The 12,558-nt window shown below is 71.8% G+C and carries 10 protein-coding genes; 4 read left to right on the forward strand and 6 right to left on the reverse strand.

All coding sequences use genetic code 11. The annotated features are described in order from the left end of the window. Nucleotides 1-61 precede the first annotated feature (61 nt). The gene (locus HUT18_RS12580; RefSeq protein ID WP_254878557.1) at nucleotides 62-670 is read right to left on the reverse strand and encodes a TetR/AcrR family transcriptional regulator; all 609 of its coding nucleotides are present in this window, start codon (nucleotides 668-670) and stop codon (nucleotides 62-64) included. Nucleotides 671-952: 282 nt separating this feature from the next. On the opposite strand from HUT18_RS12580, the gene HUT18_RS12585 reads away from it, so the two are divergent. Continuing rightward, on the forward strand, nucleotides 953-4,687 hold the full coding sequence (locus HUT18_RS12585; protein ID WP_254878558.1) for a S41 family peptidase: 3,735 nt from the start codon (nucleotides 953-955) through the stop codon (nucleotides 4,685-4,687). A gap of 161 nt (nucleotides 4,688-4,848) precedes the next feature. Here HUT18_RS12585 and HUT18_RS12590 read toward each other — a convergent pair whose 3' ends face one another. The 4 genes from HUT18_RS12590 to HUT18_RS12605 form a co-directional block, all read right to left on the reverse strand. Beyond that, entirely contained in the window at nucleotides 4,849-5,034 is a 186-nt protein-coding gene (locus tag HUT18_RS12590) for a hypothetical protein (RefSeq protein ID WP_176100479.1), read from the reverse strand. A 284-nt stretch (nucleotides 5,035-5,318) separates the two neighbouring features. Beyond that, nucleotides 5,319-6,206, reverse strand: a complete 888-nt coding sequence (locus HUT18_RS12595; RefSeq protein WP_176100481.1) for an SDR family oxidoreductase — start codon at nucleotides 6,204-6,206, stop codon at nucleotides 5,319-5,321. Next, nucleotides 6,203-7,123, reverse strand: a complete 921-nt coding sequence (locus tag HUT18_RS12600) for an alpha/beta fold hydrolase (RefSeq protein WP_176100483.1) — start codon at nucleotides 7,121-7,123, stop codon at nucleotides 6,203-6,205. Before HUT18_RS12600 ends, HUT18_RS12595 begins: the two co-directional genes overlap by 4 nt. Next, complete coding sequence (locus HUT18_RS12605) at nucleotides 7,120-8,688, reverse strand: NAD(P)/FAD-dependent oxidoreductase (RefSeq protein WP_176100485.1); 1,569 nt, start codon at nucleotides 8,686-8,688, stop codon at nucleotides 7,120-7,122. Before HUT18_RS12605 ends, HUT18_RS12600 begins: the two co-directional genes overlap by 4 nt. Before the next feature lie 219 nt (nucleotides 8,689-8,907). On the opposite strand from HUT18_RS12605, the gene HUT18_RS12610 reads away from it, so the two are divergent. After that, nucleotides 8,908-9,684 carry a MerR family transcriptional regulator gene (locus tag HUT18_RS12610; protein WP_254878988.1) on the forward strand — a complete coding sequence of 259 codons (777 nt, stop codon included), beginning with the start codon at nucleotides 8,908-8,910 and terminating at the stop codon, nucleotides 9,682-9,684. Between the two features lie 87 nt (nucleotides 9,685-9,771). Here HUT18_RS12610 and HUT18_RS12615 read toward each other — a convergent pair whose 3' ends face one another. After that, a complete protein-coding gene (locus tag HUT18_RS12615; protein WP_176100487.1) occupies nucleotides 9,772-10,569 on the reverse strand; it encodes an exodeoxyribonuclease III in 798 nt (265 codons plus the stop codon). A gap of 137 nt (nucleotides 10,570-10,706) precedes the next feature. Here HUT18_RS12615 and HUT18_RS12620 point away from each other — a divergent pair, with 137 nt between their 5' ends. Further along, nucleotides 10,707-11,207 (forward strand): GNAT family N-acetyltransferase, encoded by a 501-nt coding sequence (locus HUT18_RS12620; protein ID WP_176100489.1) that lies wholly within the window; start codon nucleotides 10,707-10,709, stop codon nucleotides 11,205-11,207. A 67-nt stretch (nucleotides 11,208-11,274) separates the two neighbouring features. Next, nucleotides 11,275-12,273, forward strand: a complete 999-nt coding sequence (locus HUT18_RS12625; protein WP_254878559.1) for an aldo/keto reductase family oxidoreductase — start codon at nucleotides 11,275-11,277, stop codon at nucleotides 12,271-12,273. Nucleotides 12,274-12,558 lie beyond the last annotated feature (285 nt).

A 12,558-nucleotide genomic window follows, 5' to 3' on the forward strand; every position in this document is an offset into this window, starting at 1 on the left:
GCGGTGGGGAGGCCGCGCGGTTCGGGGGTGTCGGGGGTGGACTGGAAGGGTCTGGACGGAGTCAGACGCCGAGAACGGGGAGGATCACGGAGTCGACGTAGTCACGGAGGAAGGCCCTGTCGACGGGCTTGACGTCGACGAGATCACGGGCGACGAAGGCACCGATCAGCATGTGGATCACGTACGGCAGCGCCGGATTGTCCGCACGCACCTCACCCCGGTCCACCGCCCGTTGGAGGAGTTGGTCGAGGCCGGAGATCTCCGGGTCGATCAACTGCTCGCGCATGGCGCTGTGCAGATCGGGATTGTCGTGGACCGCCACCGAGAGGCCACGCATGAGCGCGCCGTCCTCCTCCAGTCGGCAGTCGTCCTCCATCTCCACCATCTCGTGGAAGTCGCCCCGCAGGCTCCCGGTGTCGATGCCCTGCAGATGCGCCGGCTGCCGGTGCCTCAGGGCCTTGACGACCAGCTCGGCCTTGTTCCCCCACTGGCGGTAGAGGGTGGCCTTGCTGGAACGGGTGCGGGCGGCGACGGCGTCCATGGTCAGGGCGTCGTAGCCGACTTCCCGCAGCAGGTCGAGCACGGCGCCGTAGAGCTCGGCCTCGCGCTCCGGTGTGATCCGGCTGCGGCGGGACGGGGCAGGAACTGTCTCCGCTGTTTCCGCTGTCACCGTTCTCACCTCCTGCTTCATCGGCGTTCAGCCGGACCGGCGGGTGTGCGGGCCCCTGTCGCTCGGCACCGATCAGGAACTCCTGATCGCGTGTCGCGGGGCGCGCACTTCCGATCTTGAACTGAACGAAACGGTTTCGTACACAAAGACTGTACGTCCGACTCCCAGCGAAACGAAATCGTTTCGAGGGGGATTCGAGGTGAGCTCACTCACGTGCTCCTCCACTGCTCCCGCGCGCCGGTACGAGTTGCCGGTCCCCGGCCCGGGGCAAAGCATGGTTGGGTGAGCGACGCCACCGACGAGACCGCGGCCCGCGCCGAGAACACGCCGGGCTACCTGCGCTTTCCGCACCTCAGCGGCGACCTGCTGTGCTTCGCCACCGAGGACGACCTGTGGCTCGCCCCGCTCACCGCCGAGGGCGCGCCCGCCGGCCGCGCCTGGCGGCTGACCGTCGACCGGACCAAGGTCAGCCACCCGCGCTTCTCGCCGGACGGCGCCCACCTCGCCTTCACCACCTGGCGCAGTCTCGACCCGGAGATCCATGTGGTGCCGGTGGCCGGCGGCCCGGCCCGGCGGCTCAGCTACTGGGGAAGCGTCGACACCCGGGTCTGCGGCTGGACCCCGCAGGGCGAGATCCTCGCCCTCTCCTCGCACGGCCAGCCCTTCTCCTACTTCGCCTGGGCCTACAAGGTGCCCACCGACGGCTCCCCCGGCGGCAAACTCCCCTGGGGCCCGGTCTCCGACATCGCGATCAGCGAGCTGGACGGCGAGGAGAAAACCCTCCTGCTCACCGGGAAGCCCCCGCACGAGCCCGCCGCCTGGAAGCGCTACCGCGGCGGCGCCATGGGCCGCCTGTGGCTGCACGGCCAGCGGCTGCTGCCCTCCCTGGACGGCCATCTGGAGGCGCCGATGTTCGTCGGCGGCCGGATCGCCTTCCTCTCCGACCACGAGGGCATCGGCAATCTGTACTCGGTCCTGCCCGACGGCAGCGATCTGCTCCGGCACACCGACCACGACGCCTTCTACGCCCGCAACGCCGCCTCGGACGGACACCGCGTGGTCTACCAGTGCGCGGGCGACATCTGGCTGGTCGACGAGCTGACCGCCGACTCCCGCCCCCGCCGCCTGGACATCCGCCTCGGCGGCCCGCGCGCCGGACGCCGCAGCTACCAGGTGCCCGCCGCGCTGCACGTGGACTCCCTCGCCGTGGACACCACCGGCCGCGCCAGCGCGGTGACCGTACGCGGCAGCCTGTACTGGCTCACGCACCGCGACGGACCGGCGCGCAGCATCTCCGACATCCCCGGCGTACGGGTCCGGCTCCCGGAAATGCTCGGCGACGAGGGCCAGATCGCCTACGTCACCGACGCGGGCGGCGAGGAGTCCATCGAGATCTCCTTCCTGCCCCGGGCCACCGGCGACTGGCCGCCCCGCAGGCTCGCCACGGGCGAGCTCGGCCGTGTCGTGGAGATGGTCTCCGACCCCACCGGCGAACGCCTCGCCGTCGCCACCAACGACGGCAGGCTGCTCCTTGTGGAGACCTCGGCGGAGGTGCAGGGGGAGGAAATGGTCGTGGGGGTGGGGGAGTTGGGCGGGGGGTCGGGGGACGGAGGGGCCGGGAGCGAAGAGGCGGGGAGTGATGAGGCGGGCGGTGGAGGGGCGGGGAGTGGCAGTACGAGCGAGGGGGGTGGGAGCGGGGAGGCGGGGAGTGGTGGTCCTGGGAGCGGGCGTCCCGGGACCGGCAATCCCGGTACGGACGATCCTGGGACCGGCGATCCCGGGACCGGCGATCCTGGGACCGGCGATCCTGGGACCGGCGATCCCGAGACCGGCGATCCGGGAAGCAGCGATCCCGGGACCGACCAACCAGGGACCGACGAACCCCCGACCACCACTCCCCCGGACCCGGCCACCTCCACCTCCACCTCCGCTCCCACCTCGGACCCGAACCCGGCCCCGCCCCCCGACCCGGCAACCCCGCCACCCCCACCCCCTCAACCCCCCACCCCCGTAACCGAGTTGATCCGCTCCATCAACGGCCCCGTACGCGATCTGGCCTTCTCTCCGGACGGGGCGTGGCTGACGTGGTCGCATCCGGGGATCGGGCGTTCGCTGCGGCAGATCAAGATGGCGCGGATCAAGGACCGCACGATCGTCGATGTGACCAACGGCCGCTTCGAGGACGAGAATCCGGTCTTCACCAGTGACGGCCGGTTCCTCGCCTTCCTCTCCTGGCGCGGCTTCGACCCCGTCTACGACGTGCACACCGGCGACCTGTCCTTCCCGCTGGGCTGCCGTCCGTACCTGGTACCGCTGTCCTCCGCGACCATGTCGCCGTTCGCGCTGTCCCCCGACGGGCGTCCGGTGGCGGGCGGCCTCGATCTCGGCGGCGCGGCGGTGGGCGACGGCACGGTGCACGTGGAGGTCGAGGGCCTGGAGAACCGGGTGGTGCCGTTCCCGGTGGCCGCGTCCAAGTACTCGGCGTTGAGCGCGGTGACCGGCGGCGGTCTGGTCTGGCTGCGCTGGCCGATCTCCGGGGCGCTCGGCGAGACCTTCGTGAACCCGACCGACACCTCGGGCCGGCCGACCCTGGAGCACTTCAGCCTGAGCAAGTCCAGCAAGCGTGAACTCCCGGGCCATCTCGACTGGTTCGCGGTCAGCGGCGACGGCACCCGGCTGGTGGTGCTGGACGAGGGCGAGTTGCGCTCGGTGTCCGCCGTCGACCCGGGCGACCCTGACTCCACCGTCTGGATCGACCTGCGCCGCATCATGCACGAGGTGCACCCGCCCGCGGAGTGGCGCCAGGCCTTCGACGAGGCGGGCCGGATCATCCGGGAGTACTTCTGGGAGCCGGACATGTGCGGCATCGACTGGCCCGCGGTGCTCGATCAGTACCGGCCGCTGGTCGAACGCGTCGCCTCGCCGGACGAGTTCGCGGATCTGCTGCGCGAGGTGCTCGGCGAACTCGGCACCTCGCACGCCTATGTCTCGCCCGCCCGCCGCAACGAGGGGCCGCCGCACTACCAGCGCGCGATCGGCCTGCTCGGCGCCAACCTGGTGGCGCGCGACGACGACTGGATCGTGAGCCGGATCCTGCCCGGCGAGTCCTCCGACTCCAAGGCCCGCTCCCCGCTGGCCGGTACCGGAATCCGCGAGGGTTCCGCGCTCACCCATGTCGACGGCCGCCCGGTGGACCCGGTCGCCGGGCCCTACCCGCTGCTCGCGGCGGCGGGCGGCACCACCGTCGAGCTGACGTTCCGCCCGGAGGAGGGGGGCGGCCGCGCGCGGCGTATCGCGGTGGTCCCGCTGGTCGACGAACGGCCGCTGCGCTACCAGGACTGGGTGGCCAAACGCCGGGAAGTGGTACGGGAGTTGAGCGGCGGCAAGTGCGGCTATCTGCACATCCCCGACATGGGCGGCTCGGGCTGGGCGCAGTTCAACCGGGACCTCCGTATGGAGGTGTCCCGCCCGGCCCTGATCGTCGACGTACGGGGCAACGCGGGCGGGCACATCAGCGAGCTGGTGGTGGAGAAGCTGACCCGGACGATCCTCGGCTGGGACCTGACCCGTAACGCCCAGCCGGTCTCCTACGCCTCCAACGCCCCGCGCGGCCCGATCGTCGCCCTGGCCGACGAGGCCACCTCCTCCGACGGCGACATGATCACCGCCGTGTTCAAGCTGCTCGGCCTCGGCCCGGTGGTCGGCAGCCGTACCTGGGGCGGCGTGGTCGGGATGACCGGGCGCCACCGGCTCGGCGACGGCAGCGTGATCACGGTGCCGATGAACGCCGCGTGGTTCGACGCGTACGGATGGTCCATCGAGAACCACGGCGTGGAGCCCGACATCGAGGCCCTGCGCACCCCGATGGACTGGGCCGAGGGCCACCACGCCCAGCTCGACGACGCGGTCTGGGTCGCCCTCGACCTGCTCGCCAAGGACTCCGCCGCCTCACCCCCCGACTACAGCGCCGTCCCCGACCGCCGCCGCCCCAAACTCCCCGCCCGCAAGGACAGTTGACCCGCAGGGACGGCCGCCCCGTAAGGACGGACGGCCGACCCGCGAGGACGGTTGGGAGGTCCGGACACGACGAAGGGCACACCCGGCGATCCGGGTGCGCCCTCGCGTACGAGTCGCGTACGAGTCACGCACGAGTCTCGTACGGGCTCACGCCCCGCGGCTCACGGCCGCTCGCGCTCCGCGGCCCGCTGACTGTGTTCCTCGCGCTGCTCCGGGCGCCCCTGCGCCTCCTCGCCACCGCGCTCCGCCGGACGGCCCGCGGCCTTCTCCCGCGCCTCGTGCATGTGCTGCTTGCCCTGGGCGGCAAGCCGCTCCGCCTTGTCCCTGAACTGCTCCCTGATGCCCATCTGTGTCACTCCCGCTGGTCGGTACTCGGGCCCGACCAGGTTTTCACGAATGGACATATCACGCATTTCGATCAGCGGGGGCGGCTCCGCACCCTGCCCATCCACCGTACAGATCAAGGGAGTTGAAGGAGCTGGAGGGAGCTGGCGAAGGCCGGACCGCCCCACAAACGGCGGAAGCCGCGACCGCCCCCACAGCAGCCACGGCTTCCACGCCTCACGGGCGGGGCGGCATCACCCCGCCGGGCCCCATTCTGTTGGACCTCTCAGCGCGTCTGTTGGACCTCTCAGCGCGCGGACCCGCTCGTCCGCGCCTTCTCGTCGGCCTCGCCGCCCGCGCCGACCAGGCCGAGCGACACACTGTCGAGCTTGTCCTCGAAGGCGCGCAGCCGGTAGGGGGCCGCGACGCCGAGCACCGACGGCAGATAGCCGCGGATGGACTGCATGCCGCGCAGCCACCACTGGGCGTAGACGTGCGGGGCGCGCTTCTCGATGCCGGTGACGATCCGGTCGACGGCGGGGCCGAGCGGGTACGTCTTGTTGGCGGGCCAGGGCAGCGTCTGCCGCATCTCGCGCATCACGTCGTCGCGGTCGGCGCCGCGCACCATGTCGGTGTCCGTCCAGGACAGGTAGCCCACGCCCACCTTGACGCCCTTGCTCGCGACCTCGGCGCGCAGGCAGTGCGCGTAGGCCTCGACACCCGACTTGGAGGCGCAGTACGCGGACATCAGCGGGGCGGGCGTGATCGCGGCGAGCGAGGCGATCTGCAGCAGGTAGCCGCGGCTCTCGGTGAGCGCGGGCAGGAAGGCGCGGCCGGTGACGGCGGAGCCGATCAGGTTGACCTCGATCACCCGGCGCCAGGACTCGGGGTCCGAGCTGACGAAGGTGCCGCCGCTGGCCACACCGGCGTTGGCCACCACGATGTCGACCCGGCCGAAGCGCTCCTTGACCTGCTCGGCCACCCGCGCCATCTGTACGTGGTCGGTGACGTCCGCGTACCAGTGGTCGGCGTCGGTGTGGAGCCGTCCGGCGACCCGCTTCAGCTCCTCCTCCTCCAGGCCGACCAGCGCGATCTTGGCGCCGCGGGCGGAGAGCTTGCGGGCGAGCAGCTCGCCGACACCGCGGGCGGCTCCGGTGACGACGGCGACCTGTCCGTCCAGACTTCTGCGGCTCATGCGGCGGCCTCCTTGGAAGGCAGGTACTCGGTGGTGATGTCACGGATACGGTCGTTGACGGCCTCGGGCGCCTCCACGGGCGACATGTGGCCGACGCCGGTGAGTTCGAGGAGACCGACGCAGTTGGGCAGGGTGGCCACCAGGCCCCGGGCGTTGACCATCGGGGTGAGCCGGTCCGCGTGACCGGCGATCACGGCGGTGGGCACGTTCATGGCCCGTACGTTCGCGGTGAGATCCAGGGTACTCATCATGGCGCCCCAGGCGTGGCGGGCCTTGGTCGGGCAGGCGTGCACGATCCGGGCGCAGGTGTCGATCCGCTCGCGGGACGTTCCCGGGCCCATGGTGGCGTACCGCAGGGCGGCCTTGGTCACCGGTGTGACCGGGCCGAGCGGCAGCCGCGAGGTGAGAATCTGCCTGGTCAGGAAGGTGTGTACGCGGCCCTTGGGCATGACGATCACGGTCGAGTTCCGCGGCAGATCGGTGAAGCCGGTGCTGGCGAGCACCACCGCCGCGGCGTGCTCGCGCACGGCGGGCCGCCGGCTGGCCGCCATGATCGTCATGCCGCCCATGGAGTGTCCGACGAGCACGGCCCGCTCGCCCGGCGCGAGGGTCGTCCGCAGGACGGCTTCCAGGTCGTCGGCGAGGGTGTCGGGGGTGTAGCCGCCGGGCACGTGCGGGCTGCCGCCGTGACCGCGCTGGTCGTAGGCGATCACCCGGTGGTCGCGGGCGAGGTCGCGGATCTGCTCGTTCCAGAAGGCGATGGAACAGGTCCAGCCGTGGACGAGGACCACGGTGGGCGCGCCCTCGGGGCCGAAGACCTCGGCGTGGAGCGTCGCGCCGTCGGCCGACAGGGCCGTCACCCGGCGCACCGGCTCGGGCACCCGCGGTCCAACGGTGCGCTGCGCGTCGCGGCTCATGCGGCGGCCTCCTGCTTCTTCGTCGTACGGGAACGCTTGCCTCGCGCCGACCCGCCCTTGCCGCCCTCGACCGCTGCGGGCTTCGCGGACGGGCGGATCACGGCGTACTCGGCGAGGTCCACCCGCCGGGTGGCGTTGCGGAACTCGGTGGTGGTGCCCGGCCAGATGGTGGTGTTGCGGCCGGAGGCGTCCAGGTACCAGCTGACGCAGCCGCCGGTGTTCCAGACGGTGCGCTCCATGCGCCGCTGCACGGACGCGTTCCACGCCTCGACGGCCTGCGGGCGGGCGTCGAAGGCGGCCCGGCCGCCGAGGACGTCGAGCTGGCGCAGATAGTCGGCCATGTAGTTCAGCTGGGACTCGATCATGAGGATCATCGAGGAGTTCCCGAGGCCGGTGTTCGGGCCGATGATCGTCATCCAGTTGGGGAACCCGGTGGCGGTCGCGCCGCGCAGCGAGGCCTGGCCGTGCTCGGCCCAGTTCTCCGTCAGGGTGCGGCCGTCGGCGCCCACCACCCGGTCGGCGATCGGCATGTCGGTGACGTGGAAGCCGGTACCGAAGATGATCGCGTCGACCTCGGCCTCGCTGCCGTCCGCGCCGACCAGCGTGGAGCCGCGCACCTCGCTCAGACCGGAGTCGACCACGTCGACGTTCGGGCTGGCCAGGGCCGGATAGTAGGTGTTGGACAGCAGGATGCGCTTGCAGCCGATGCGGTAGTCCGGGGTGAGCTTGCGGCGCAGTACCGGGTCCTTCACGGCGCGGCCGATGTTCGCCTTGGCGAGGTTCTCGATCAGGCCGAGTTCGTTCGGGCGCTTGGTGAACGCCTGCACCTGGAGCTCGCGGATGCCCCACAGGACGCCGCGGCGCAGCTTGGTGCTCGCGGGCAACTGGCGGTGCAGCCAGCGCTCGACGCCGGTGATCCTGCGGTCCATCCGCGGCATCACCCAGGCCGGGGTGCGCTGGAAGAGGGTCAGCTGGGCGACGTCCGGCTGGATCGCGGGCACGATCTGGATCGCCGAGGCTCCGGTGCCGATCATGGCCACGCGCTTGTTGCGCAGCTCGAAGTCGTGGTCCCACTGCGCGGAGTGGAAGACCTTGCCGGGGAAGGTGTCCAGGCCGGGGACATCCGGGATCTTGGGGTCGGAGAGCGGTCCGGTGGCCGAGACGACCACGTCCGCGGTGAGCGTGCCGCTGGAGGTCTCCAGCTCCCACCACAGGTTCTCGTTGTCCCAACGGGCCAGCTTCAGCTCGGTGTTGAGACGGATGTGGGGGCGCAGCCGGAAGACGTCGGCCACGTACTCCAGGTACTCCCAGATGTGCTCCTGGCCGGAGAAGGTGCGCGGCCAGTCCGGGTTCGGCGCGAAGGAGAAGGAGTACAGGTGCGAGGGCACGTCGCAGGCGCAGCCCGGGTAGCTGTTGTCGCGCCAGGTGCCGCCGACCGCGCCCGCGCGCTCCAGGACCACGAAGTCCGTGATGCCCTCGCGCCGCAGCCGCACCGCGGCACCGAGCCCGCCGAAGCCGGAACCGATCACTGCCACCCGTACGTGCTCACGCTGATGCTCGCTCATCGGCTCCTCCTCGCCGCCCCACAAAGCTGCCAGTAACCGCTGGCACAATCGGAGCGTAAGGCAGAAGTTAACTGATGGGTAGGGGTCCGGCTGATAAAAGTTACCGCCGGTACGACGACTGCGGTTCCCACCGGAATCCGGGGTCGTCCGGCACGGGCGCGGGCTTCACAAGGGCTCACTTAGGCTGCGGGGATGGCGATGGAAGAGCGGCAGTACCGGATGGAAGAGCTGGCCGAGGAGGCGGGGATCACCGTCCGCACCCTGCGCTTCTACCGCGAGCGCAGGCTGATTCCGCCCCCGCGCCGCGAGGGCCGCATCGCCTGGTACGACGAGCGGCACCTGCTGCGCCTGCGCACCATCGCGGCCCTGCTCGAACGCGGCCACACGCTCAGCGGCATCGCCGACCTCGCCGCCGCCTTCGACGCCGGCCGCGACGTGGGCGACCTGCTCGGCCTCGGCGCCCCCACCGAGGAGACACCGGTCCGCCTCACCCCCGAGGAACTCGCCACGTACTTCGAGGGCGAGATCAGCCCGGAGAACCTCACCGCCGCCATGGACCTCGGCTACGTGGCCACCTCGGGCACCGAGTTCGTCCACGTGAGCCGCCGCCTGCTCGACCTCTCCTCGGAGCTCGTCCGTACCGGCATCCCGCTGGCCGACATCCTGGCCACCGCCCGCGCCGTACGCGTCCACGCCGACGCCCTGGTCGCCCTCTTCGCCGACCTCGGCCTGGCCCACACCTCCCTGGAGGAGGTCCAGCGCCTGCGCCCGGTGGCGAAGTCCGTCGTCGAGGCGGAACTCTCCATGGCGATGGACCGCCGCTTCGCCGAGGAACAGCTCAAGCGGCGGGAGGCCGACGGCGGGCGGGCGGAACCCGAGCAGCGGGTGGAGCCGGAGAGGCCCGTGAAGGCGGGCGGCAGGCGGGAAAAGCCGGGCGGGCGGGAGAAGGCGGCCAGCCTGGAGAAGCCGGTGAAGCGGACACGACGGAGCAAGTAGCGGGCCGAGCCCCGGGGCCCGCGCCCGGCACCCCGGCCCTGGCACCCCGGCCCTGGCACCTCGCCCCCGGCACTCCGGCCCCGGCACTCAGCTCCCGTACGTAACCGTCACCGGCGCGTGGTCGGACCACCGCTCGGCGTGCGTGGCGGCGCGCTCCACCCGCCCCTTGAGGGCGCGGGCGGCGAGGCCCTCGGTGGCCACGTGGTAGTCGATGCGCCAGCCGGTGTCCCGGTCGAAGGCCTGGCCGCGGTAGGACCACCAGCTGTAGGGACCGTCGACGTCGGGGTGCAGCCGCCGCATCACGTCCACGTAGCCCCCCTCGCCGAAGACGCCGTCGAGCCACTCCCGCTCCTCGGGCAGGAAGCCGGAGTTCTTGCGGTTGGCCCGCCAGTTCTTCAGGTCCGCCTCGCGGTGCGCGATGTTCCAGTCGCCGCAGACCAGGACCTCACGGCCGTCGGCGGCGGCACGTACCCGCAGCGCGTCGAGATGGGCGCGGAACTCGGCCATGAACCGGACCTTCTCGTCCTGGCGCGGGGTGTCCACCTCCCCGGAGGGCAGGTAGAGACTGGCCACCGTCACGCCCGGCAGGTCCGCCTCCACGTACCGCCCGCTGGTGTCGAACTCCTCGGACCCGAACCCGATCCGCACCCGGTCCGGCTCCCGGCGGGTGTACAGCGAGACCCCCGCACGCCCCTTCGCGGCGGCCGGGGCGTGCACCACGAACCAGCCCTCGGGAGCGCCTGCCTCCGGCGGCAGCTGCCCCGGCTCGGCGCGCACCTCCTGGAGGCACACCACGTCCGACTCGGTCGCGGCGAGCCACTCGACGAAGCCCTTCTTGGCGGCGGCCCGCAGCCCGTTCACATTCACAGAGGTCACTGTCAGCACGACGGGAACCCTAACGCCCGCCCCTGTCGTCGCCCCGGCGTACTGTGTCCCCGCCCCCGGGCACCCGAAATATCACCCCGTAGATCCGTAGATCACTCACCCCGGCTTCGCCGCTGCATAGAAGTACGATACTCCGCATGGATATACGTCTGGACATACGTCAGGTCGCCTTCGACCACCCCGACGCCGTCAAGCTCAACGACCGCGTCCAGCTCGAGTACCAGGAGCGCTACGAGGACGAGGGCGACGTCACGCCCCTGGACCCCGGGATGTTCGCGCCGCCGCTCGGGCTCTACCTCGTCGCCTACGAGGACGGCACCCCGCTGGCCACCGGCGGCTGGCGCTCCCAGGACGAGAACGACCTCGGCTACGCGGACGGCGACGCCGAGATCAAGCGCATGTACGTGGTGCCCGAGGCACGCGGCCGCGGCCTGTCCCGGCTGCTGCTCGCCGCCCTGGAGGAGGACGCCCGCTCCCGGGGCCGCGTCCGGATGGTCCTGGAGACCGGCACCCTGCAGCCCGAGGCGATCGGCCTGTACGTCTCCTGCGGCTACGAGCCCTGCGCCAAGTTCGGCCACTACCGCTTCCACGAACTCAGCCTCTGCTACGCCAAGTCCCTTACCGCAAGCGGGACATGAGCCCGGCGGGCCCGGGTACCGAGCGCGGCCCGCGAGGCGAAGGCGGCACAGCCCATAGGGTGACGGCATGACGAACCCGGACAGCCGCGAGGGCCACGACGGCCGCGGCACCCCAGCCACCGTCACCCCCGCCGCACCCCGGATCCTCTACGGCTGCATGGGGCTCGGCGGCGCCTGGGACCGGACCCCGTACGGCCCGGCCGAGATCGACGAGGCCGAGGCCGCCGTACAGGCGGCCCTGGACAGCGGCATCACCGCCTTCGACCTCGCCGACATCTACCGGCACGGAAAGTCCGAGGCGGTCTTCGGCGAGGTGCTCGCCCGTACGCCCGGACTGCGGGAGCGCATCCTCCTGCAGACCAAGTGCGGGATCCGTCTGGCCGAGGGCGAGCGGCCCGGCCACTACGACCTGCGGGGCGCGAGCGTGCTGCGCCGCACCGAGGAGAGCCTGGCCCGGCTGCGCACCGACCACCTCGACGCCCTGCTCCTGCACCGCCCCGACCCCCTGGCCGACCCCGCCGACCTCGGCGCGGCGCTGACCTCCCTGCACCGGCAGGGCCTGGTCCGGCGGTTCGGCGTCTCCAACATGAACGGCGCCCAGATCGCCCTCCTGCGGGAACACACCGAAGTCCCGCTGGTGGCCAACCAGTTGGAGATGAGCCTGGCCCGCCGGGACTGGGTGGAGTCCGGAGTCCTCGTCAACACCACCGCTGCCACCGGCAACGGCTTCCCCGCCGGAACCCTGGAGTACTGCCGCACCCACCACATCGCCCTCCAGGCCTGGGGCCCGCTCGCCCAGGGCCGCTACACCGGCCGCCAGGAAACCTCCGAGGAACAGGCCACGGCACGACTGCTGCTCCGCCTCGCCGAGCAGTACGACACCACCCCCGAGACCGTCCTCCTGTGGTGGCTCCAACGCCACCCCGCCCACATCGCCCCGGTCATCGGCACCGCCAACCCCACCCGCATCCACGCCTGCCGCGACGCCGCCCTGCGCACCCCGCCGCTCACCCACGAGGAGTGGTACGAACTGTGGATCACCGCACGCGGGGAGCCACTGCCCTGAGCCGAAACCTTGCCCCCACCCCCTCGATCCGCTAAGGCGACCATGACCGCGAACCGCGAACCGCGAACCGCGAACCGCGAACCGCGAACCGCGAACCGCGAACCGCGAACCGCGAACCGCGAACCGCGAACCGCGAACCCGGGGTGGGGTGTTGGCGGTTGGCGAGGCGCGGCGTCGGCGGTGTGCGGCGGCGCTGCGGCGGGTGCGGCCGATGACCTCCGTGAGGTACCAGGCGACCGTCGCTGGGTAAACGTCCGGGGCGGCCGTGAGCGGTAGTGGCCCCGG

The organism is Streptomyces sp. NA04227 (genome assembly GCF_013364195.1).
GTDB lineage: Bacteria > Actinomycetota > Actinomycetes > Streptomycetales > Streptomycetaceae > Streptomyces.

Coding starts and splice junctions, on each gene's coding strand:
- HUT18_RS12620 (WP_176100489.1), top strand. CDS start 10,707: ATGGATATACGTCTGGACATACGTCAGGTCGCCTTCGACCACCCCGAC.
- HUT18_RS12625 (WP_254878559.1), top strand. CDS start 11,275: ATGACGAACCCGGACAGCCGCGAGGGCCACGACGGCCGCGGCACCCCA.
- HUT18_RS12600 (WP_176100483.1), bottom strand. CDS start 7,123: ATGAGCCGCGACGCGCAGCGCACCGTTGGACCGCGGGTGCCCGAGCCG.
- HUT18_RS12590 (WP_176100479.1), bottom strand. CDS start 5,034: ATGGGCATCAGGGAGCAGTTCAGGGACAAGGCGGAGCGGCTTGCCGCC.
- HUT18_RS12605 (WP_176100485.1), bottom strand. CDS start 8,688: ATGAGCGAGCATCAGCGTGAGCACGTACGGGTGGCAGTGATCGGTTCC.
- HUT18_RS12610 (WP_254878988.1), top strand. CDS start 8,908: ATGGAAGAGCTGGCCGAGGAGGCGGGGATCACCGTCCGCACCCTGCGC.
- HUT18_RS12595 (WP_176100481.1), bottom strand. CDS start 6,206: ATGAGCCGCAGAAGTCTGGACGGACAGGTCGCCGTCGTCACCGGAGCC.